The organism is Streptomyces sp. NPDC052114, assembly GCF_040680155.1.
GTDB lineage: Bacteria > Actinomycetota > Actinomycetes > Streptomycetales > Streptomycetaceae > Streptomyces.
The window spans coordinates 1-23,038 of record NZ_JBFAWC010000003.1 but is presented as its reverse complement, the minus strand read 5'-3'; the positions used below and the strand labels follow the sequence as shown (position 1 = coordinate 23,038).

Below are 23,038 nucleotides of genomic sequence, written 5' to 3'. Positions count from 1 at the left end.
TCGAGGCGGCTGTACTCGCTGAATTTCCCGGTGTCTCCTAGCAATGGGCGGACGTGTTTCGCATCGATCCGAGTGCCACAGATCTTCGAGGGCACTTCTTCGTCAGAACTTCCCGCGCAAGAGGCGACAGCGAAAGTCGAGAGAACTAGCACTGGGGCAAAAGTGCGTGCTGCGCTGAGCTGCCGATTCAACTGGGCTTCTCCCCCGAAACTCCGTTGGCATGGTTGGCGCCAGCAGATGCTGACTTGTCGATGGCGTCTTGCGCGTCATACTCGCTGCCTCCGTGGGCCTTCTCCCACTGCTCCGCGAGGGCCATCAGTTGGCCATTCCTCTTCTTATAGGAATCGGCGTTCGCATCGGCCTGGTTATCGTCAAGCCGGGCCTGCTCATCCTTTTGCCACTTCTCGGCTACATAATCGAAACCTGCCTGAACATCCTCACTCCCCACGGGCAGGTAACTGATTCCCTTATCGATGATCCACTTGCCTTTGATCTCTGCTGTTTCGGGGTCTGCCGCAGCCTGAGATCGCGCTTCTTCCAGGAATCCGACTGTGCGACCGGCTCTGGTGAGGGAGTCCTTGGGGTGCTCATCCTTGTCCAGCTTCTGATCGTAAATGTCTGCAACGATGGATTTGTTAATGCCGTGATTCAGCTCTCCGTAAGAGTCATCACTTTTCGAGACCTGCTTGAGGACCTCAAATAGGTCACGCTGCGGTACCGGAGAATCTGCAACCTTCACGGTACTTGCGGCTGCATGAACGGTATCTCCGTGATTGACGAGGATCTTCGACATTGGTTCACGCAGCGATGACGGGAAATCGTCTCCTCTCTCGGATAGGTACGAGAGGGAAGATTTGAAGACCTCTCTATTTTCGTCCGTATGTTCAACGAACTTCGCATTCTCGTCCGAGGGAGATATCCCTGTCGCTGCAGCTTGCAGTGCGGCGCCGAGTCCGACTCGGTCATCGGAGTCCAGGGCGGGCGTATAAGTCGAGGATTTTGCTCCCTCGTGGACTCTTTCTATGACGTTCCAGTCGCGATGCTGACCGTCGCCGGCCTCCAGTAGGTATCCGATATTCTTTTCTGAGTTCAAGAAGGATGCTGAGGTTTGTGGGTCTCGGCTCATTACGCCGAGGAGTCCGTCGAGTGGGTCGTTGGCAAACCAACCAGAAGTCTTACCGCTGTACGGGCCCTTGAGGTCCCAGATGTCAGGATTCTTCTTTTCGGCGCTGATGATGTCGTTTCCGACGTCTTTGAGGAATCCGGAAGAAAAGCCATTACCCTTCTCTCCGGCCCCCGCCTGCATGAGGGTCACCAGCGACTGATATCCGTGTACTTTGTCCAGGCGTGCTCCATGGAAATCTGTTGAATAGCGGCTAACTCCAGCCTTCTTTAGGTCGGCATGCCATTCCTTATACCATTTGGTGTCGGTGTTTTGAGTGGCTTTCGCGAGAGTGTTTGCCAGTCCCGTTTCAAGCGCGGCATAGTCACCGCTGTGCCCTGGGTCTTTGACGTAGCCAAGATCGTTTAGCCTATTGCTCAAGGTGATCGTTCCGCTGGGGCCGAGGCTGTCCAGAAGTGTCCGGCTGAAGACCCCGTTACCACCGTACTCTTTGAATGTCCGCTTCAGTGTCGAGATTTCACGAGCTGATGGCTTTTCTCCTTCATTAATACGGGTCAGGGTGTCTGCTGCTTCCTCGGCTTCATGTTCTGCTTCGTAGTCCTTGATCCTTTTCCTGGCGTGGGCATTGAACCCGTTTAGGGTTCCGTCGCCCAGATCGGAATCAATAACGACAGCTTGGAGGGAGATTTTGACCAAACGATCAGCTTCATCGACTGCCTCTACCGCCTTACGGATATGTCCTGACCACGATGCCTCAAGTTCTGGGAGCCCTGGGTCATTACGCGCGGCGCTGGCCGCACTGTCGGTGGCATTCTTGTAATCAAAACGACAGATTCCCTGATCCGAGACCGCCATGCCTGCTTCGACGGCCTCTGAGCGTGCCTTCTTGACCGCCGCTTTCAGGTCAGAGAATTGCGTGTGTGCGTCTCGCAGTAGAGAGGCAACTGCCTTTGCCTCCGTTTGTGCTGCGCGAAGTTCCTGGAGCGTGATGTCGAAGCGTTCGTTTGCGGCCCTGGCACTCTGTCCTTGCCACGCTGGACCGCCCAGTGAGATCCCATGGACTTCCTTTTTGTACTGACCCTCCAGCGTCTTGAAAGAGTCCGCCATGCCATCCCAACTCTTGGCAGCTGACGTCAGGGCCGACAGATCAGTGGTCATGACTTCGTGATAGCTGGGCATGGAACCGGGTCCTTCTAGTCGGCGATGCTCACAGTCAGCTGAGCTTCTTGATGTCGGACTCCCGCATGATTTGCGAGCGGATTCCGAGTTCATTGGTGCGGAAGGTGTTCGACGTATCACGCAAGGCCGTGCTTTCGGCTGCGAGCCGCTTCTTGAGTGAGTTAACCTGCTCGGTCCAGGTCTTTTGAGCCTTCTGGAGTGCGGCCGAGGTCAACCAGCCGTCACCATCCTTTGGCTTGAAGGCTTTGACAGCGGCGGCGGTTTCTTCGTCAGCGATGTCACCGGCTTTTTGAGTGTCTCTAATGAGATGTTCATCGATGGCATTTGCCGCTTTCTTCTTCTCGGCCGGGCTTGAGGCTAAGTCCGCGCCTCCCGTCACGCCGCCATTATGGGGAGCGGCCGTGTTCAACTGCATACTGACGTCTGGGAGCGTCGAGGCTCTACTGCGGGCCTGTCCCCACTCTTCTTCGAACGACATAGACTCTGCCTTTCGGATGATCACCGATTGTGCGATGTAAAAACGGGCCGAGGGATTACAGATCCGGGTTCACCGGATGAAGGGTGCTGAGCCTGCTGGTACTCGTGGGGTGTAGGAAGGGGTAATGGCTAGGACTAGGCCTTCCGGCTACGGGAGCGCGCGAGTACGACCGAGCTTGCCCCAATAACGACGACAACGCCCACCCCCGTAGCTACCCACGGGATGCTGTTGTCAGCATCGACACTCGGTGATCCAGCGACGGCTTCGTCGGCCTTGTTGCCGCTTCGTGGGGAGTTGTTGGACTGAGACGGCCTCGGAGATTTGGCCGCCGCTGCGAGGTCCTGCAACGGGTACTTGTCGGCAGGCCCGGGATCGCCCGGGTTCTTGAGCGCGATGCGAGGACGCACCGCGCCGTAGCCGACCGAGTCGTCCCGGCTCCAGCCGTCGTCGTTGCCCTGCATCGTGTTGATCATGACCCGTAGGACCTGGTTGTTCGTCCAGTTGGGGTGCTTGGACCAGATGAGGGCGGCGGAGGCGGAGGCGAGGGCCGTGCTGTTGCTCGTTCCGTGGGTCTTGCACAGCTGGGTTCCGCCGGCGCATGCGTGCCACATGTTGTCCCCTGGGGCGACCATGTCGACCTGAGGGCCCCACTGCGACTCTTTGGTCCGTTCGACCTTGCTGTTGATGGCGCCGACTCCCACCACGCCCGGTGTGGCTGCTGGGTACTGCGCCTCATTACCTTTGGCGGCGCTGTTCCCCACGGCGGCGAAGATGAGCTTTCCCTTGCCGATCGCGTACTTGACCGCGGCGGTGAGCTCGGGAGTGTTCACGTTTGAGGAACCGTGACGGTTCGAGTTGCCCATGGAGATGTTGAGGATCTGGGCCTTGGAGTCGGCCGCGTAACGGATGGCAGTCGCCATGTCGTGGGAGTACCCGGAGAGTTGACGTTCTTGGGCGGACCTCTCGTTGCTGTAGGTCATTCGGATCGGAAGGATCCTGGCGCCTGGAGCGAGTCCGTACGAACCTGCCGTCTCTCCCCGAGCGCCTGTTCCTGCGATGAGCGTTGCGGTTCCCGTACCGTGATTCGCTCGGTCGCTGGTCTCATCACCCGGGAGGTCCGAGTAGTCCTTCCCATCGAGGACTTGGCCGCGTAGATCAGCCACCGAGTCATCGACCCCGGAGTCAATGACCGCGACTGTCACGCCGCGGCCGGTACTGGTCTTCCACATCTCTTCAGCGCGCATGGCGTCAAGGTGCCACTGCCTGGACCGAACGGTGTCGGCACGAGCCGGAGTGGCCGCGATGCTCGCCATGAGAAAGCCCAGGGCCGCCGACATGGCGACCCTGGAGCGGACGATGCTCTTCCTGGTGGTGGGCATCTGCGTTCCTTGTCAGGTCAGTCGACGACTGGCGGGACGATACGGCGTTGGTCAGGCTGCCACGTCTCTTCTTCCTCGACGAGGTGGTTCGACCGGTCGGGTCGGCCCTCGTCGCGGCGTGAAGGGTTCCCCTGGCCGCCTTGCGGGACGGTAGCGGGGCGTCCCATAGCTGCTGAGCGCGTCGAGTCCCCCGAGGAGGAACCGCGTACCAACCCTGCACCACCCGGTGTGAAGGGGCGTCCGCCAACACCGCCGGGTGGCTGCGGCTGCTTGCCGATCGCCCCACCGGGCTCCCCGGTAAGACGGCGACCGCCGACAACACCCGTGCGACCGGCCCCCGGCCCATTAGCCCCGGGACCGGCTCCCGGGGCCATGGGTGGACGGCCCTGCATGTGGTCTCCGCCGAAGACATTGCTTCGGGGGATCCCAGTCGTCGGACGCCCGGAGTTCGGAGGTACGGGACGGCCGCCGATGATGCCGGTCTCCTTGGGCGGTCGATTGCCAAGCCCGTAGTTGCTCCCCCCGTTGGGCGGAAGGAGCGGTGGGCGTACGGCTGGAGAGGGATGGCCCGGCGGCGGGGTGGTCGGCCCCACTTGGCCAGGGGGAGGGCTAAAGGGGGGAGGCGCGGTCCCGAGGTTCGGGGGCGTCGGGCCTTCGGGTCGGCCCGGAGGGATCGGGCTAGGAGGAATCTCCGGAGAGGGCGGCGACGGGGGGAGCGTCGTGACGCGGTCGATCCCCATGGATACGGGATCCGGACGGTGCGGCTGCGAAGCGACAGGTGGCGCTGTTGTCCCCGCGCCTTCGGGTGATGCACCTGGGGCGCCATGGCCTGCAGAGGGGGCCGCAGCGGATGCGACTGGCATCGCGGGAGAAGGGCCCGAAGCCGCCGGGCCACTCGCCGGCGGCCCACCCGCCGTCGGCCCACCCGCCTGGTCCGGCAATGCCTGGTAGCTACCGCCGTCGGCCCACCCGTCAGGGTTGTCTGAATGCATGGCCGGCGGCGCAAACGTAGGCGGCGTAACCCCATTAACCTGCTGCGCAGACTGCTGATACGTCTGCGCCAACTTCCGCATCCGCTGCACCGCTTCCGCCTGCGCCGCCTCGATCCGCTCCTGCGCCGCGGTCGCGTCCGCCTTGGAGTCGCGGGTGACCTTGCGGGCGTCGGGATCGTTGTGGGCCTTCTGGGCGGCGTCCATGTTCTTGTTGGCGGTGCGCAGGTCGGCCTTGGCCTGGGTCGTGTCCGAGGCGGGCGGCATCGATGCCTTCGCCTCGGCGATCGCCTCGGCGACCACGCCCATCCAGCGCGACGCGACCTCGCTGTACTCCCCGAGGTAGAGCGTGGCGCTCGCCGACTGCGTGCCCCACGCGCGGAAGGCGTCGCCGCCCTCTCCCTGCCAGTGCAGGCCCTTCGTGTACGTCATGAGGTCGTCGCCGATCTTGGTGATCGTCGACGCGGCCTTGGATAACTTGCCGGCGAGTTGGGAAGCGCCCTCCGAGCTCGCGGACTCCAGCAGCGCGAGCAGCTGCTCGTGCGTCATGGACTCGAAGTCTGTGTGAGCGAGCTTGGGCGTACCGCCCTTGGATCCCTCAGCCATGTCTTTGTGCCCCCGTTCCGCGTCCCCGTCCCCGTCCTCGTACCCGCGCCCGTCTCTGTTCGGTCGTCACAGAGCCGTGTCCTTGTCCGTCGCCTTCGGGCCGGAGCCATCGGCCCCACCGGAGCCGGACCTGGGACCGCCAGGCCCCTGTGCGTACGGATCCCGGTCCGGGTCGTAGTACTTCTCGGCCTCCGCGTTGATCGCCTTCATCCGCGCGCGGATGTCGTCCTCGAGGTTGTCGTAGCCCACGCGGGACGCGTGGACGGCAAGCCCCAGCCCCTCGATCTGCGTGCCCAGAGCCTTCGAGAGCTTCTCCAGCTCGTCGTGCACGATCGAGTACGAGTCGTAGAGGTACTGCGCCTCTTTGAAGTCCCCCGAACCCAGCTGTGCTCGTGACAGCCGATCGGCACCGACCCTGCCCGGCGCCGCCTCAGAGCCCTCGAGCTCGATGAGCAGGTCGTCGACGCGCTTTTTGAAGCCCTTCATCGCGCTTGCCTGGACGTCCAGCGCCATTTGTGGATTTACGCCGTAAAGGTTGTCGAACGACTTGTCCGTGTCCGGAGTTCCGCCGTTGCCCCCGCCCGAACTCGCCACGCCTGCCTCCCCGTTCAGTCATGTCTCCAGCACGCACTCTAGTAGCGGTCCGGGAGCCGCCCCACTTGAATCAGGGCGGTCCCGCGCTTTCGCGACACGAAGGTTCCGCGCCCCGGCGGCATCGGGCGTGCGCGGACATTTCCGAGGATGTCGCCTTCGCTCGGATCGCCCGACAACAGCACGCCCTGGGCGCCCAGTTCCTTCACACGCTGCATGAAGGACTCGTACATCGAGCGGGACGCGCCCGCGGAGCTCCGGGCGATGATGAATTTGACGCCCACGTCCCGGGCGAAGGGCAGATGCTCGACCAGCACGCTCAGCGGGTTGACCGAGTTGGTGGCCACCAGTTCGTAGTCGTCGATGATGACGAACAGTTCCGGACCGTTCCACCAGCTTCGATCACGCAGCTGCTGCGGAGTGATGTCGGGCTTGGGTGCCCGCTTCTCCATGAACGTGGCGATGGCGTTCATGTGGACGTCCATTGCCGACGCCATCGGGGCGTATTCCAGCAGGTGGTCCGGCGACACGGCCTCCAGCATGGTGCGCCTGTAGTCGCCGACCACGATGCGCGCCTGCGCGGGGGTGTACCTCTCCGCGATTTGTTTAGCGATCAAACGAAGCAGATTCGTCTTGCCCGACTCGCTTTCGCCGAAGACGAGGAAGAAGGGATCTGTCTCGAAATCGACGAAGACCGGTTCCAGGTTCGTCTCGTCGATACCGATCGCGACGCCGTGCTGCGGGAACTCGAAACCCTTCGGGAGCTGATCGGCTGGGAGTTTGCGCGGCAGCAGCCGCACCGTCGGTGCGGCGGGCCCGTGCCAGTTGCTCTTCACCGTTTCGACCAACTGGGCCGTCGCGTCGGACAGGTTCGCAGGATCGGGCGACGAGTCGACACGCGGCATCGCCGTCATGAAGTGCAGCTTCTCCGGAACCTGGCCCCGGCCCGGCACCCCGGCGGGCACGTTCATGGCGACCTTGCGGTCGAATTCCGAGTCCATGACGTCGCCGAGACGCAGCTCCAGGCGGCCGAGCATCTGGTCCTTGAGCGCCGCCCGTACCTCCATGTAGCGCGAAGCGGACACGACGACGTGCACGCCATAACCGAGGCCACGGCCTGCGATGTCGTTGACGACGCCTTCGAGCATGTCGTAGTCGTTCTTGAAGCTTCCCCACCCGTCGATGACGAGGAAGACGTCACCCCAGGCCTCGCCGGGGAGCTGACCCGCGGCGCGCTGTCGCCGATACGTGGTGATCGAGTCGATGCCGTTGGCGCGGAAGAAGGCCTCGCGGCGGTTCAGGACACCGGCGACCTCTGCCACCGCACGCCGGACCCGTTCCGGATCGAGACGGGAAGCAACCCCTCCCACATGCGGCAGATCGGCGACCGAGGCGAGGCCGCCGCCACCGAAGTCCAGGCAGTAGAACTGCACTTCGTGGGCGGTGTGGGTCAGCGCGAACGACGCGATCAGCGTGCGCAGCAGCGTCGACTTTCCCGATTGGGGTCCACCGACCACCACCATGTTTCCGGCCGCGCCCGAGAAGTCGCTGTAGAGCACTTCACGCTTCTGCTCGAACGGCTTGTCGACCAGTCCCAGGGGAACGGTCAGGCCCCCGGGGCGTGTGTAGTCCCCGGCATGCAGGCCCCGCTCCGGGGACACCACGAGCTGCGGCAGAAGCTGGTCCAACGTGGGGGCCTCGTCCAGCGGCGGCAGCCACACCTGGTGCGCCGGCACGCCCTGTCCCTCCAGGCGGCGCACCACGACGTCCAGCACGGTGTCGGCCAGCGCGTCGTCTTCCCTGCGGGAAGACGCCTGGAGCTGACCGCTGTCCGGGGTCGTGTACGTCGCCGCCACCGGGGCCGCGGTGAAGAGTGCGGGCCTGCGCTGGATGGGCAGCTGCGTCGATGCCGGGTCCGCGCCGCCCGCGCGGTACACCCCGGAGACGTACGCCGCTTTGAAGCGGGTCATTTCATCCGTACCGAACTTCAAGTAGCCGGAGCCCGGCACGGACGGCAGGTGGTAGGCGTCCGGAACGCCCAGCGCCGTACGGGACTCCGAAGCGGAGAAGGTGCGCAGTCCGACGCGGTACGACAGGTACGTGTCGAGTCCGCGCAGCTTGCCCTCCTCCAGGCGCTGCGAAGCGAGCAGCAGATGCACCCCGAGAGACCGGCCGATGCGACCGATCTGGATGAACATGTCGATGAAGTCGGGCTTGGCGGTGAGCAGTTCGCTGAACTCGTCGATCACCAGGACGAGCGAAGCGAGGGGGGCCAGAGGTGCACCCGCGGCGCGCGCCTTCTCGTAGTCGTGCATGTTCGCGTAGTTGCCCGCAGAGCGCAGCAGCTCCTGTCGGCGCTGCAGTTCGCCGCGGATCGCGTCGCCCATGCGGTCCACGAGGGTGAGGTCGTCGGAGAGGTTCGTGATCACCGCCGCGACGTGCGGCATGTCCGACATGCCGGCGAACGTCGCACCACCCTTGAAGTCGGCGAGGACGAAGTTCAGGGTCTCGGAGGAGTGGGTCACGGCCAGTCCCAGGACCAGCGTGCGCAGGAGTTCGGACTTGCCCGAACCCGTGGCACCCACGCACAGTCCGTGCGGACCCATGCCTTCTTGGGCCGCCTCCTTGAGGTCCAGCATCACCGGCTGGCCGTCCTCGCCCACCCCGATCGGGACGCGGAGCCGCTCCGCCGTCGAGCGGGGCCGCCACGTGCGCGTGACGTCGACCGATCCCGCGTCTCCCAGATTCAGCAGATCGGTGAAGTCCAGGTTCGCGAGCAGCGGCTCGTCGTCGTCGCCCCCGCCCATGCGCAGCGGCGCCAGCTGTCGCGCCAGCGCCTCCGCGGCGGGCAGGGGCAGCGTGTCCGGTACGCCTTCGTAGGCGACGCCACCGGTCGACTCCAGGAGGAGCGTGCCGGGCCGGGCCACCACGGAGAGGCCCCCGCGGGGCTCGTCCAGGTCCCCGGTGACCACCTCGATGATCGTCACGCCCTGCAGCCCTTCCGGCGCGGCGAACGCGGACGTCGGCGGCACCATGCCGCCGTCCAGTACGACCACGAGGTGCGGCTGGTCGAGCACGGGCTGTCCGTCACGGCTGAACCGCGGCCGTCCGTCGAGACGGTCGGCAAGGAGCTGCTCCAGCTCACCGAGGTCATCACCGAAGAGCCGCCTCGCGCCGGCGCCGTCGACCTGCCCCGGCAATTGGCAGTGGGGGAGCCACTTCGTCCAGTCCCACCGCCCGACGGCACCGGGGGCCGCGACCACCGCGATCACCAGGTCCTCGGGCCCGTGCAGAGTGGCCAGTTGGGCGACCAGCGAGCGTGCCGTGCCCTGCGCGGATTCCGGCTCTCCGGAGACCGTCAAGTGGTAGAAGGCGCGCATCGAGACCGCGACCGGCAGCCCGTCCAGCGAGCTGTGCACGGCGAGGAACTGCTGCATGGCCCCCGCGGCCAGCGGCTCCAACTCGTCGACCGGCGCCGTCTCGGGTGCGACCAGGGGAGTGGCCAGCTGCTGCGGGCCCAGGCCCACCCGAACCTGCCCGAAGTCCCGGTCGCCGATGCGGCGTTCCCACACCCGGCTCCCCTCGGCGACCACCGACCACAGCTGCTCCGGGGAGGGGTGCAGATAGAGCTGCGCGTCGCGCTGCTTCAGGGCGGTGCGGCGCACCGTACGGCGCGTCTGCGCGAGGTACTTGAGGTAATCGCGGCGTACGTCCGCCATTTGCCCCTGCGTACCGCGCCGGTATCTGACGACCTGGGCGACGACCATCGCGACCGTCGACACCAGCATCACGACGCCCATGATGCGCATGAAGGGATGGGCATTGGGCGACGCGAAGAAGAAGACCACCGACGAGCCCATGCCGAGCGTCGGCAGGACCTGCATCAGCACGCCCTCCTGCTGCCCGCGAGGGAGCTCCGGCGGAGGTGCCAACTGCAGCTCATCACTGGGCACTTCGGGTGGCAGAGAACGCGGCGGGCGTTTGATGACGATCTGACTCACCGGAGCATCAATCCCCCCTATGCGGACGGACAGTTCCGTACCGCTGCCTCATCAGTGCGGTCTCCCCCCGCACCTGGGTGATCCTATGTGCAGGCACTGACAGGGCGTAGCGGTAGGGTGACGCACGCACGGTGCGCAACCGCGAATCAGGGGGTCATTCAAGGTGAGTTCGCCCGCAGCGACCGGTTTCTGCAGGGTCACTGTCGTCGCGCCCGACAGTCGTATCGATGTGGCTCTGCCCGAGGACATCGCCGTGGCCGACATCTATCCGGAGGTTCTCCGGCTGACTCGCCAGACCCAGCCGGTCGGTACGCCGACCGGCTACAACCTCGTACGCCAGAACGGCACCGTTCTGGAGGGCGCCCGCACTCTTGCCGCCCAGCGGGTCCTCGACGGCGAGGTGCTCAGCCTGCGGCCCTTCGCCATGTCGCTGCCGCCCGCCGTGTACGACGACGTCGCCGACGCGGTCGCGACGGCCGTGGTCCGGGACCGCAGGCTGTGGAGGGACGCACTGCTGCGCGGTGCCGGTCTGACCGGAAGCTTCCTGGTCCTGCTCCTGATGGCCTTCGTGCTCTGGTTCGCCGATCCCGTGCGCCACGACATGCACAGCCTGCCGGGCATCCTCGCGGGCGGCATGGGCCTGCTCCTCACAGCCTTCGCCGGCGTACGCGTGCGCGTCTACGAAGACCGTGCCGTCGGTGCGGTCCTGGGTCTCGCCGCCCTGCCCCTCCTCCTCGTCGCCGGATCGGGAATCATCGCCGCGGACACGGGGCAAGGCCCGGGCCGACTGCAGTTCCTGCTCGGCTGCGTCACCGTACTCGTGGCATCGGTGCTGCTCGTCGTGGTCTCTCCCGGCAGCGACGCCCCCTTCGTGGCCGCCACGTTCCTGTCGACAGCGGGCACCCTGGCAACCTTCGCCGCGATCATCACCGAAGCCACGGCGACGGAGGCCGCCGCGGTCACCGCCCCGGTGACCATCGCCCTCGTCGCGTTCCTTCCGGGACTGTCCTCGCGCTTCGCCCGGCTGCCCATCGGCTATGCCTCGCCGCGGAGCTCCGTGCAGGAAGACTTCGACGCCGACCTGAATGCGACCGTCGACCCCGGCCCCCTGGACGCGGCCCGGATCGCGGCCCAGGCCCGGCGCGGCCACGAGCTGCTGCTCGGCCTGGTCGCCGGCTCCACCTCCGTCGTCGTGGGGTCGGCCGTCGTCCTCGGCTTCTCCGGGAACGTCTGGGGACAGCTCCTGGCGCTCGCCGCGGGCCTGGCGATCCTGCTCCGCGCCCGGCTCTTCCGCTACACCTCGCAGGTCGTGTGCGCGCTCGGAGCAGGTATCGCCGCCATCGCCCTGCTCCTCATCGGTCTGGCGCTGAATCCGCCCGACGACGCCCTGCAGGAGCTGCTCCTCCACGGCGACCGCGGCCCCCTTGACCTGCGCGCGGTCTGGCTCACCGCCGCCATCGCGCTGGGATGCGCCCTGCTGACGGCCATCGCCTTGATCATTCCGACGAAGGGGCTCTCCCCCTTCTGGGGCCGTCTCCTCGACCTCACGGAATCGGCGATACTGCTGTCCCTGGTCCCGCTGGGCCTCGCCGTACTGGACGTCTACGACGCGGCCCGCTCCTTGACCAGCTGAGCAGGGCGGCACCAGCTGAGCGGCGCGGCAAGCCAAGCAGGGCGGCCTCGCCCCGGGCAAACCACTCACAAGCCGACTGGTACCCTGTGAAACGACCGTCTGTATGCGCACCCCCGAATCCCCAGGGATCCGGACCTCGGGCCCATCAGGACCCGGACCCGCGCCGGACGGCTCATCCCCGCCTCCCGAGTCACGGAAGCCCCCCTGAGACGTAGACCAGGGGCACTCGGAGGCACTCGAAGACATCACGAGGAGTACGCGTGTCGCTCGACGCCGCTACGAAGAAGCAGATCATGACCGAGTTCGGCCAGAAGGAGGGCGACACCGGCTCCCCCGAGGTCCAGGTCGCGCTGCTCTCGCGTCGTATCTCTGACCTGACCGAGCACCTCAAGACCCACAAGCACGACCACCACTCGCGTCGTGGTCTGCTGATCCTGGTCGGTCAGCGTCGCCGCCTGCTGCAGTACCTGGCCAAGAAGGACATCCAGCGCTTCCGTGCGCTGGTCGACCGCCTCGGCATCCGTCGCGGTGCGGCGGGCGCCAAGTAAGTCGCCGTGAAGGGAGCGGTTCCCACTCGAAGCACTCGAAGGGGGCCGCTCCCTTTGCTGTACGTGCGCAGTGTCACCGACGCTTTGTAGTCTGGTGACACCAAGCACGTCCCCACGAGTACGTCCGTACTCCGTACACCCCCACGAGGGAGAGGCGCACCCAGCCGCCGCCGGTCCTCGGTAGTGGCCCCCGGGAGACATCCCCGGGTGCTTCGATCGAAGACCGGCCCGCACACACGGCGCGCTTCTCCACACGGTCCACCGTCACGCACGGGGACCCCCGCCCCCGGCCACACGGGCCGCCGGGCGAGAAGACGAAACGTAGACACGTAGGAGAACCGCTAGTGGAGAACGAGACCCACTACGCCGAGGCCGTCATCGACAACGGCACCTTCGGCACCCGCACCATCCGCTTCGAGACGGGCCGCCTGGCCAAGCAGGCCGCCGGCTCCGCCGTGGCGTACCTGGACGACGACACCATGGTGCTGTCGGCCACCACCGCTTCGAAGAAGCCCAAGGACCAGCTCGACTTCTTCCCCCTCACGGTGGACGTCGAGGAGCGGCAGTACGCCGCGGGCAAGATCCCCGGTTCCTTCTTCCGTCGTGAGGGCCGGCCCTCCGAGGACGCGATCCTCACCTGCCGCCTGATCGACCGCCCGCTGCGTCCTTCCTTCAAGAAGGGCCTGCGCAACGAGATCCAGATCGTCGAGACGATCATGGCGCTCAACCCCGACCACCTCTACGACGTGGTCGCGATCAACGCCGCCTCCTGCTCCACGCAGCTGGCCGGCCTGCCCTTCTCGGGCCCGATCGGCGGCACGCGCGTGGCGCTCATCAAGGGCCAGTGGGTCGCCTTCCCGACGCACACCGAGCTCGAGGACGCCGTCTTCGACATGGTCGTCGCCGGTCGCGTCCTCGAGGACGGCGACGTCGCGATCATGATGGTCGAGGCCGAGGCCACCGAGAAGACCATCCAGCTGGTGAAGGACGGCGCCGAGGCCCCGACCGAAGAGGTCGTCGCCGCCGGTCTGGAAGCCGCGAAGCCCTTCATCAAGGTCCTCTGCAAGGCCCAGTCGGACCTCGCCGCCAAGGCCGCCAAGCCCACCGGCGACTTCCCGGTCTTCCTGGACTACCAGGACGACGTGCTCGAGGCCCTGACCGCCGCGGTCAAGACCGAGCTCGCCCAGGCGCTCACCATCGCCGGCAAGCAGGAGCGCGAGGCCGAGCTGGACCGCGTCAAGGAGATCGCCGGCGAGAAGCTGCTCCCGCAGTTCGAGGGCCGCGAGAAGGAGATCTCCGGTGCCTACCGCGCGCTGACCAAGAAGCTGGTCCGCGAGCGCATCATCAAGGACAAGGTCCGCATCGACGGCCGCGGCGTCACGGACATCCGTACGCTCGCCGCCGAGGTCGAGGCCATCCCGCGCGTGCACGGCTCGGCGCTGTTCGAGCGTGGCGAGACCCAGATCCTGGGCGTCACCACCCTCAACATGCTCCGCATGGAGCAGCAGCTGGACACCCTTTCCCCGGTGACCCGCAAGCGCTACATGCACAACTACAACTTCCCGCCGTACTCCGTCGGTGAGACCGGCCGCGTCGGTTCGCCGAAGCGCCGCGAGATCGGCCACGGCGCCCTCGCCGAGCGCGCCATCGTGCCGGTCCTGCCGACGCGCGAGGAGTTCCCCTACGCGATCCGTCAGGTGTCCGAGGCCCTCGGCTCCAACGGCTCGACGTCCATGGGCTCGGTCTGCGCCTCCACCATGTCGCTGCTGAACGCCGGTGTGCCGCTCAAGGCCGCCGTCGCCGGTATCGCCATGGGTCTGATCTCCCAGGAGATCGACGGCGACACGCACTACGTCGCCCTCACCGACATCCTCGGTGCGGAGGACGCGTTCGGTGACATGGACTTCAAGGTCGCCGGTACGAAGCAGTTCGTGACCGCGCTGCAGCTCGACACCAAGCTCGACGGCATCCCCGCCTCGGTCCTGGCCGCCGCGCTGAAGCAGGCCCGCGACGCGCGTCTGCACATCCTCGACGTGATGAACGAGGCGATCGACGTTCCGGACGAGATGTCCCCGAACGCGCCGCGCATCATCACCGTCAAGATCCCGGTGGACAAGATCGGTGAGGTCATCGGCCCCAAGGGCAAGATGATCAACCAGATCCAGGAGGACACCGGCGCCGACATCACGATCGAGGACGACGGCACCATCTACATCGGTGCCGCCGACGGCCCGGCCGCCGAGGCCGCCCGCGCCACGATCAACGGCATCGCCAACCCGACCATGCCGGAGGTCGGCGAGCGCTACCTGGGCACCGTCGTGAAGACGACGACCTTCGGTGCGTTCGTGTCCCTGCTCCCGGGCAAGGACGGTCTGCTGCACATCTCGCAGATCCGCAAGCTCGCCGGCGGCAAGCGCGTGGAGAACGTCGAGGACGTCCTCGGTGTGGGCCAGAAGGTCCAGGTCGAGATCGCCGAGATCGACTCCCGCGGCAAGCTCTCCCTCATCCCCGTCATCGAGGGCGAAGAGGGCGACGACCAGAAGGACGACACCGACAAGTGACGTCGCGTAGCACCACGACGACGGCCCGCACCTCTTCGGAGGCGCGGGCCGTCGCCCGTACCCAAACCCTGATCAAGGGCCAGAACGGCATCGGCACGGTCCGCAGGACCACCCTCCCCGGCGGCCTGCGCGTCGTCACGGAGACGCTGCCCTCCGTCCGCTCGGCGACCTTCGGCATCTGGGCCAACGTCGGCTCCCGCGACGAGACCCCGTCGCTGAACGGCGCCACGCACTACCTGGAGCACCTCCTCTTCAAGGGCACGAACAAGCGCAGCGCCCTGGACATCTCCTCCGCGATCGACGCGGTCGGCGGCGAGATGAACGCCTTCACGGCGAAGGAGTACACCTGCTACTACGCGCGCGTGCTCGACACCGACCTGCCGCTCGCCATCGACGTCGTCTGCGACATGCTGACGGGCTCCCTGATCCTCCAGGAGGACGTCGACGCCGAGCGCGGCGTCATCCTCGAAGAGATCGCGATGACCGAGGACGACCCGGGCGACTGCGTGCACGACCTGTTCGCGCACACGATGCTCGGCGACACCCCCCTCGGCCGCCCGGTCCTCGGCACGGTCGACACGATCAACGCCCTCACCGCGGACCGCATCCGCCGCTTCTACAAGAAGCACTACGACCCGACGCACCTCGTCGTCGCGGCCGCGGGCAACGTGGATCACAACAAGGTCGTACGCCAGGTCCGTGCCGCCTTCGAGAAGGCCGGCGCCCTCCACCGCACCGACGCGATCCCGATGATCCCGCGCCAGGGCTCCCGCGCCCTGCGCACCTCGGGCCGCGTCGAGGTCATCAACCGCAAGACCGAGCAGGCGCACGTCATCCTCGGCATGCCGGGTCTGGCCCGCACCGACGACCGCCGCTGGGCCCTCGGCGTCCTGAACACCGCGCTGGGCGGCGGCATGTCCTCGCGCCTCTTCCAGGAGGTGCGGGAGAAGCGCGGCCTGGCCTACAGCGTGTACTCGTACACGTCGGGCTTCGCCGACACCGGCCTCTTCGGTGTGTACGCGGGCTGCCGCCCGAGCCAGGTGCACGACGTCCTGAAGATCTGCCGCGACGAGCTCGACCAGGTCGCGCAGCACGGTCTGACGGACGACGAGATCGGGCGCGCCATCGGCCAGCTCGCGGGCTCCACCGTCCTCGGCCTGGAGGACACCGGCGCTCTGATGAACCGCATCGGCAAGAGCGAGCTCTGCTGGGGCGAGCACATGTCGGTCGACGACATGCTGGCCAAGATCTCCGCGGTCACCCCCGACGAGGTGCGCGAAGTGGCCCGTGACGTCCTCGGCCGCCGCCCGTCCCTCTCGGCCATCGGCCCCCTCAAGGACAAGCAGGCGGCCCGCCTCCACGAAGCGGTCGCCTAGGACTCCCGGGCCCGCAAGGGACCGACTCCCGTAAGGAAACGAAGGACATGAGCAAGCTGCGCGTGGCGGTCATCGGCGCCAAGGGCCGGATCGGCTCCGAAGCCGTACGGGCCGTGGAGGCCGCCGAGGACCTCGAGCTGGTCGCCGCCCTCGGCCGGGGCGACCGTCTGGAGGCGCTGACGGACACCGGCGCCCAGGTCGCGGTCGAACTGACCCACCCGGACGCGGTGATGGGCAACCTCGACTTCTGCGTACGCAACGGCATCCATGCCGTCGTCGGGACGACGGGCTGGACCGACGAGCGCCTCGCGCAGCTGCGGACGTGGCTGGCCGCGTCGCCGGAGACGGGCGTGCTCATCGCCCCGAACTTCTCCATCGGCGCGGTCCTCACCATGAAGTTCGCGCAGATCGCCGCGCCGTACTTCGAGTCCGTCGAGGTCGTCGAGCTGCACCACCCGCACAAGGCCGACGCGCCCAGCGGCACCGCCACGCGCACCGCCCAGCTGATCGCCGAGGCACGCCGGGAGGCGGGCAGCGCCCCGCAGCCCGACGCCACGTCGACGGCCCTGGACGGCGCCCGCGGCGCGGACGTGGACGGCGTGCGGGTGCACTCCGTGCGCCTGAGCGGCCTCCTGGCCCACCAGGAGGTCCTGCTGGGCGGCGAGGGAGAGACCCTGACCGTGCGGCACGACTCGCTGCACCACAGCAGCTTCATGCCGGGCATCCTGCTCGGCGCGCGCCGCGTGGTGAGCACCCCGGGTCTGACGTTCGGCCTGGAACACTTCCTGGACCTCGGCTGATCACGAGCTGACACCCATGCGAGCAAAGATCACCTACGCCGTCACGGCTGCCGTCCTGGTCGTCTACTTCGTCCTGGTCGGCAGCCGCGGCGTGCTCCTGATACAGCACGGCACCGTCCTCACCGTCACCTTCGGCGTCGCGGTGCTGATCCTGCCGGTCATCGGCGTCTGGTTCCTCTGGAAGAACACCCAGTTCGTCCAGCGCGCCAACCGTCTGGCCGCCGAGCTGGAGGCCGAAGGCGGCCTCCCCGTCGACGAGTTGAAGCGCACGCCCGGCGGCCGCATCGACCGTGACTCGGCCGACGAGGTCTTCGCCCGCCGCAAGGCGGAGACGGAGGACTCACCGGACGACTGGCGCTGCTGGTTCCGCCTCGCCGTGGCCTACCACGACGCGAGGGACACCCCGCGCGCGCGAAAGGCCATGCAGCGGGCCATCGCCCTGCACACGGGAAAGCCAGCCGACGCGTGACACGCGCGGCCGGCCGGTGAAGGAATGACTAGGCGGTGGGCCGGTACTCGTCGGCCCACACCTCGATGGCGTCGGCGGCGCGGTTGAACGCCTCGCGCCGCGCCAGGAAGTCGGCGTTGCGGTCGGTCAGGAGCGGCTGCGGTCCCTCGGGCCGCTGATCACGTCGTACGAGGACGAGCGCCTGCCCCTGCACCGTGCGGGGCAGCCCCATCCACCGCACCGGCTGCTGCGCGGTCCGTACGTGCGCGATCTGCGCCCACGACACCGTCTGCGTCGTCAGGAAGCCGACCCTGCGCAGCCCCTGGGCGCTGACCCAGGTGCCCATGCGCAGCAGCCGCAGGGAGCTCACGATGATGAGCACGGCGAGGCCGGCGCAGATCGCGGCACCCGTGAGCGAGTCCGCGAACGCGATGATCACGGCGGCGAACAGGACGTACGAGGCGAGCAGCAGCAGGAGGGCGGCGGCGCCCACCCGCCACGGGCCGGGACGGTAGGGCCTGCGCCAGTGGTCGCGGTCGTCGAAAGGCAGCGCGGCGTCGTCCGCCGCGTCGTCGAAAGCGCGGTCCGCGGTCAGGAAGGGCAGGGGCACGGGCTGATCCTCACTCGATCCACGCATTTGGGCTGTGCCCGGTGAGGCTATCGAGCCGTGTCCCCTGCTACCACCCTTGGGGGTCCGGACGAGTCAGTGCCGGACAGTGCGCAGGTCGGCGCCGGTCAGCGTCCTTCGGACGCCTCGGACTGCTGCGTCTTGGCGGGTGACTGGTCGGCGGACATCGCGGGCATCCCGAAGAGCAGGGATCCCACCAGACCGGCCACCACGGTCAGGCCCATGAGCGTGCGGCCGGCGATCTGACCTGCCGATGCGCGCTCTCGGGGCGGGGGAGTGACGTTACTGCGGAACTTGTCGGCTTCGGCGATGAAGGCGAACGGGACGGGCTCTCGCCGACGGAACATGGGGTGCGCTTCTCCTCACGGGTCTCGAACGTGACTCTGTGATGAGACAGACGCTCGAATCGCCCAAAAGGTGCCCTGTTTCGGCAAATTAGTCGAAGAATGTCGTAGCGGGTCACCGAACGGCCGATTGTCGGTGGCTGGCCATAGAGTGGGCGCCGCCCGAGTGATGCACATGGAAGGACCCCCGCCTGTGAGCGAGACCCCCACCGAAGACCTCAAGCCCAGCTTCCGCAGCGAGGTCACCGTCGAGCTGGTGAAGCACGCCGCCGCCGACTCCGACGTCCTGTGGGCCGCCCGAGTCTCCACGGCGGGCGAGCAGTCCCTCGACGAGCTCCAGAAGGACCCGGAGCGCTCCAAGGGCCTGATCAACTACCTGATGCGGGACCGCCACGGCAGCCCCTTCGAGCACAACTCGATGACCTTCTTCATCAGCGCCCCCATCTTCGTCTTCCGCGAGTTCATGCGGCACCGCGTGGGCTGGTCGTACAACGAGGAGTCGGGCCGCTACAGGGAGCTGGAGCCGGTCTTCTACGTCCCGGACGCCTCCCGCAAGCTCGTCCAGGAGGGCCGCCCGGGCAAGTACGTCTTCGTCGAGGGCACCGAGGCCCAGCAGGAGCTGACGGGCCGCGTGATGGAGGACTCGTACCGCCAGGCGTACGAGGCGTACCAGGAGATGCTCGCCGCCGGCGTGGCCCGCGAGGTCGCGCGCTCGGTGCTCCCAGTCGGCCTCTTCTCCTCGATGTACGCGACGTGCAACGCCCGCTCGCTGATGCACTTCCTCGGCCTGCGCACGCAGCACGAGCTCGCCAAGGTCCCGTCCTTCCCGCAGCGGGAGATCGAGATGGTCGGCGAGAAGATGGAGCAGCACTGGGCCGGACTGATGCCGCTCACCCACGCGGCCTTCAACAAGAACGGACGCGTGGCGCCTTAAGGCACTGATGTACGGATGGTCCGAGTGAAGTGTCCGGATTGCGACACTTCGTGAAGTTCATCTAGCCTGATCAAACGGACCCGGCACTGCTTGAACCCCCGAGCAGGCAGTGCCGGGCTCCCTTTGTCAGGTCCACTCACATCCCCCGAGGGGGGACCCCGCGCTGAGCAGCGAGTAGCGTGTTACCCATGGCTCCGACCTCCACTCCGCAGACCCCCTTCGGGAGGGTCCTCACCGCCATGGTCACGCCCTTCAAGGCGGACGGCGCACTCGACCTCGACGGCGCGCAGCAGCTCGCCGCCCACCTGGTGGACGCAGGCAATGACGGCCTGGTCATCAACGGCACCACCGGTGAGTCCCCGACCGTGAGTGACGCGGAGAAAAACGATCTCGTACGAGCCGTACTGGACGCCGTCGGAGACCGCGCCCACATCGTCGCGGGCGTCGGCACGAACGACACCCGCCACAGCATCGAGCTCGCCCGCGCCGCCGAGCAGGCCGGTGCCCACGGCCTCCTGACCGTCACGCCGTACTACAACAAGCCCCCGCAGGAGGGCCTGTTCCGGCACTTCACCGCCATCGCCGACAGCACCGGGCTGCCGGTCATGCTCTACGACATCCCGGGCCGCAGCGGCGTACCGATCAACACCGAGACGATCGTCCGACTCGCCGAGCACCCGCGCATCGTCGCCAACAAGGACGCCAAGGGCGACCTCGGCCGTGCCAGCTGGGCCATCGCCCGCTCGGACCTCGCCTGGTACTCCGGCGACGACATGCTGAACCTCCCGCTCCTGTCCGTCGGCGCCTGCGGTTTCGTCTCCGTCGTCGGCCACGTCGTCACCCCCGAGCTGCGCGCCATGCTGGAGGCGCACCTCACGGGCGACGTACAGAAGGCCACCGAGATCCACCAGAAGCTGCTCCCCGTCTTCACGGGCATGTTCCGTACGCAGGGTGTGATCACGACCAAGGCGGCGCTCGCCCTCCAGGGCCGGCCCTCGGGTCCGCTCCGCCTGCCGCTGGTCGAGCTGTCCCCCGAGGAGACGCACCAGCTCAAGATCGACCTCGCCGCCGGCGGGGTACAGCTGTAACCACAGACTTCACAACTGAATAAGCGAAACACCGCGGGCGCGACACGCACTGCCGACCGCCCGCACCCCACACAACAACTGCTACTGCACGAACGTCATGCGCGCCACGTGCCCTAGAGGTACGTGGCGCGCGTGGTGAGGAGAGTCTTTTGAGTCATCCGCATCCTGAACTCGGCGCTCCGCCGAAGCTCCCGAAGGGCGGCCTGCGGGTCACCCCGCTCGGCGGCCTCGGCGAGATCGGCCGCAACATGACCGTCTTCGAGTACAACGGTCGCCTGCTGATCGTCGACTGCGGAGTGCTCTTCCCCGAGGAGGAGCAGCCCGGAATCGACCTGATCCTGCCGGACTTCTCGTCCATCAGGGACCGCCTCGACGACATCGAGGGCATCGTCCTCACGCACGGCCACGAGGACCACATCGGTGGTGTGCCGTACCTCCTGCGCGAGAAGCCGGACATCCCGCTGATCGGCTCCAAGCTGACCCTCGCCCTGATCGAGGCGAAGCTCCAGGAGCACCGCATCCGGCCGTACACGCTGGAGGTCGCCGAGGGCGACCGCGAGCACCTCGGCCCGTTCGACTGCGAGTTCATCGCGGTCAACCACTCCATCCCCGACGCCCTGGCCGTCGCCGTCCGCACCCCCGCGGGCATGGTCGTCGCCACCGGCGACTTCAAGATGGACCAGCTGCCGATGGACGGCCGCCTCACCGACCTGCACGCGTTCGCGCGGCTGAGCGAGGAAGGCATCGACCTCCTGCTCTCCGACTCGACGAATGCCGAGGTACCGGGCTTCGTCCCGCCGGAGCGGGACATCTCCAACGTCCTGCGCCAGGTCTTCGCGGGCGCCCGCAAGCGCATCATCGTGGCGAGCTTCGCCAGCCACGTGCACCGCATCCAGCAGATCCTGGACGCCGCCCACGAGTACGGCCGCAGGGTCGCCTTCGTCGGCCGCTCGATGGTCCGCAACATGGGCATCGCCCGTGACCTGGGCTACCTCCGGGTGCCCCCGGGCCTCGTCGTGGACGTCAAGACGCTCGACGACCTTCCCGACAGCGAGGTCGTCCTGGTCTGCACGGGTTCCCAGGGCGAGCCGATGGCCGCGCTGTCCCGCATGGCCAACCGCGACCACCAGATCCGGATCGTCCAGGGCGACACGGTGATCCTGGCGTCGTCCCTCATCCCCGGCAACGAGAACGCGGTCTACCGCGTGATCAACGGCCTGACCCGCTGGGGTGCGAACGTCGTCCACAAGGGCAACGCGAAGGTGCACGTCTCCGGCCACGCCTCGGCCGGCGAGCTGCTGTACTTCTACAACATCTGCAAGCCCAAGAACCTGATGCCGGTCCACGGCGAGTGGCGCCACCTGCGCGCCAACGCGGAGCTCGGCGCCCTCACCGGCGTCCCGCACGACCGCATCGTGATCGCCGAGGACGGCGTCGTCGTCGACCTCGTCGAGGGCAAGGCGAAGATCGTCGGCAAGGTCCAGGCGGGTTACGTCTACGTGGACGGCCTCTCCGTGGGCGACGTCGGCGAGCCCGCCCTGAAGGACCGCAAGATCCTCGGGGACGAGGGCATCATCTCGGTCTTCGTGGTGGTGGACTCCAGCACCGGCAAGATCACCAGCGGCCCGACCATCCAGGCGCGCGGCTCCGGCATCGACGACTCGGCGTTCAGTGCCGTCATGCCCCGGATCCAGGAAGTCCTGGACAAGTCGGCCCAGGACGGCGTCGTGGAACCCCACCAGCTGCAGCAGCTCATCCGCCGCACGCTGGGCAAGTGGGTGTCGGACAACTACCGCCGACGCCCGATGATCCTGCCCGTGGTCGTCGAGGTCTGACCCTCACGACTGCGTGATCTCCGGAGCGGGGCGCCTCGATTTGCATCGGGGCGCCCCGCTCCGTTAGGTTTACGGCTCCGCCAGCGAGGGAAGCCCCGAGCACTCACGTGCCTGGGACCGACCGAGCGGGGGTGGAAATTCCGACTCAGAATCTCTGATAAAGTCGGAACCGCCGGAAAGGGAAACGCGAAAGCCGAAAGGCCGGAGCGGGAACCGGAAAGGCACCGAGGAAATCGGACACGAAAGAGTCTGATAGAGTCGGAAACGCAAGAATAAAAGAAACACCGAAGGGAAGCGCCCGGAGGAAAGCCCGAGAGGGTGAGTACAAAGGAAGCGTCCGTTCCTTGAGAACTCAACAGCGTGCCAAAAGTCAACGCCAGATATGTTGATACCCCGTCTACCGGACATCAGTCCGGTGGCGAGGTTCCTTTGAAAAAGTCCTGTACGGCATGACCGTGCAGGCGCACAGCGAGGACGCTGTGAACGACCGGGACTAT

General features: G+C 66.9%; 17 protein-coding genes. 10 read left to right on the top strand and 7 right to left on the bottom strand.

The features are described 5' to 3' along the window. Positions 1-187: 187 nt before the first annotated feature. The 3 genes from AB0L89_RS07060 to mycP all read right to left on the bottom strand — a co-directional run bounded on the left by AB0L89_RS07060 (position 188) and on the right by mycP (position 4,159). Positions 188-2,302, bottom strand: a complete 2,115-nt coding sequence (locus AB0L89_RS07060; RefSeq protein WP_365135678.1) for a hypothetical protein — start codon at positions 2,300-2,302, stop codon at positions 188-190. 34 nt (positions 2,303-2,336) lie between these two features. Then, a complete protein-coding gene (locus AB0L89_RS07055; RefSeq protein WP_365135675.1) occupies positions 2,337-2,780 on the bottom strand; it encodes a hypothetical protein in 444 nt (147 codons plus the stop codon). Between the two features lie 134 nt (positions 2,781-2,914). Next, on the bottom strand, positions 2,915-4,159 hold the full coding sequence (gene mycP / locus AB0L89_RS07050; RefSeq protein ID WP_365135672.1) for a type VII secretion-associated serine protease mycosin: 1,245 nt from the start codon (positions 4,157-4,159) through the stop codon (positions 2,915-2,917). A 1,194-nt stretch (positions 4,160-5,353) separates the two neighbouring features. Between mycP and AB0L89_RS07045 the strand changes: the two genes are divergently transcribed. Beyond that, entirely contained in the window at positions 5,354-5,494 is a 141-nt protein-coding gene (locus tag AB0L89_RS07045; protein WP_365135669.1) for a hypothetical protein, read from the top strand. 326 nt (positions 5,495-5,820) lie between these two features. On the opposite strand, the gene AB0L89_RS07040 is transcribed toward AB0L89_RS07045, so the two are convergent. Both AB0L89_RS07040 and eccCa read right to left on the bottom strand, forming a co-directional pair. Then, the gene (locus tag AB0L89_RS07040) at positions 5,821-6,267 is read right to left on the bottom strand and encodes a hypothetical protein (protein ID WP_365137149.1); all 447 of its coding nucleotides are present in this window, start codon (positions 6,265-6,267) and stop codon (positions 5,821-5,823) included. Between the two features lie 119 nt (positions 6,268-6,386). After that, positions 6,387-10,346 carry a type VII secretion protein EccCa gene (gene eccCa, locus AB0L89_RS07035; protein ID WP_365135666.1) on the bottom strand — a complete coding sequence of 1,320 codons (3,960 nt, stop codon included), beginning with the start codon at positions 10,344-10,346 and terminating at the stop codon, positions 6,387-6,389. Between the two features lie 163 nt (positions 10,347-10,509). Between eccCa and eccD the strand changes: the two genes are divergently transcribed. From eccD to AB0L89_RS07005, 6 genes are all read left to right on the top strand, one after another. Continuing rightward, entirely contained in the window at positions 10,510-11,979 is a 1,470-nt protein-coding gene (gene eccD / locus AB0L89_RS07030) for a type VII secretion integral membrane protein EccD (protein WP_365135663.1), read from the top strand. 260 nt (positions 11,980-12,239) lie between these two features. Then, the gene (gene rpsO, locus AB0L89_RS07025) at positions 12,240-12,527 is read left to right on the top strand and encodes a 30S ribosomal protein S15 (RefSeq protein WP_030363216.1); all 288 of its coding nucleotides are present in this window, start codon (positions 12,240-12,242) and stop codon (positions 12,525-12,527) included. 344 nt (positions 12,528-12,871) lie between these two features. Continuing rightward, the gene (locus tag AB0L89_RS07020) at positions 12,872-15,088 is read left to right on the top strand and encodes a polyribonucleotide nucleotidyltransferase (RefSeq protein WP_365135660.1); all 2,217 of its coding nucleotides are present in this window, start codon (positions 12,872-12,874) and stop codon (positions 15,086-15,088) included. Next, positions 15,085-16,464 (top strand): pitrilysin family protein, encoded by a 1,380-nt coding sequence (locus AB0L89_RS07015; RefSeq protein ID WP_069886134.1) that lies wholly within the window; start codon positions 15,085-15,087, stop codon positions 16,462-16,464. Before AB0L89_RS07020 ends, AB0L89_RS07015 begins: the two co-directional genes overlap by 4 nt. 47 nt (positions 16,465-16,511) lie before the next feature. Beyond that, positions 16,512-17,264 (top strand): 4-hydroxy-tetrahydrodipicolinate reductase, encoded by a 753-nt coding sequence (gene dapB / locus AB0L89_RS07010; protein ID WP_365135656.1) that lies wholly within the window; start codon positions 16,512-16,514, stop codon positions 17,262-17,264. Positions 17,265-17,280: 16 nt separating this feature from the next. Beyond that, positions 17,281-17,733 (top strand): tetratricopeptide repeat protein, encoded by a 453-nt coding sequence (locus AB0L89_RS07005; protein WP_365135653.1) that lies wholly within the window; start codon positions 17,281-17,283, stop codon positions 17,731-17,733. A 28-nt stretch (positions 17,734-17,761) separates the two neighbouring features. Here the strand turns inward: AB0L89_RS07005 and AB0L89_RS07000 are convergent, their stop codons facing one another. Together AB0L89_RS07000 and AB0L89_RS06995 are read right to left on the bottom strand one after the other, a co-directional pair. After that, on the bottom strand, positions 17,762-18,322 hold the full coding sequence (locus AB0L89_RS07000) for a hypothetical protein (RefSeq protein ID WP_365135650.1): 561 nt from the start codon (positions 18,320-18,322) through the stop codon (positions 17,762-17,764). A 125-nt stretch (positions 18,323-18,447) separates the two neighbouring features. Next, positions 18,448-18,687: a hypothetical protein gene (locus AB0L89_RS06995; RefSeq protein ID WP_365135647.1), complete on the bottom strand. Its 240-nt coding sequence runs from the start codon at positions 18,685-18,687 to the stop codon at positions 18,448-18,450. A gap of 190 nt (positions 18,688-18,877) precedes the next feature. Here AB0L89_RS06995 and thyX point away from each other — a divergent pair, with 190 nt between their 5' ends. The 3 genes from thyX to AB0L89_RS06980 all read left to right on the top strand — a co-directional run bounded on the left by thyX (position 18,878) and on the right by AB0L89_RS06980 (position 22,541). Then, on the top strand, positions 18,878-19,618 hold the full coding sequence (gene thyX / locus AB0L89_RS06990; RefSeq protein ID WP_365135644.1) for an FAD-dependent thymidylate synthase: 741 nt from the start codon (positions 18,878-18,880) through the stop codon (positions 19,616-19,618). A gap of 188 nt (positions 19,619-19,806) precedes the next feature. Then, positions 19,807-20,706 (top strand): 4-hydroxy-tetrahydrodipicolinate synthase, encoded by a 900-nt coding sequence (gene dapA / locus AB0L89_RS06985; RefSeq protein WP_365135641.1) that lies wholly within the window; start codon positions 19,807-19,809, stop codon positions 20,704-20,706. Positions 20,707-20,855: 149 nt separating this feature from the next. Further along, on the top strand, positions 20,856-22,541 hold the full coding sequence (locus tag AB0L89_RS06980) for a ribonuclease J (protein ID WP_365135638.1): 1,686 nt from the start codon (positions 20,856-20,858) through the stop codon (positions 22,539-22,541). Positions 22,542-23,038: the final 497 nt, after the last annotated feature.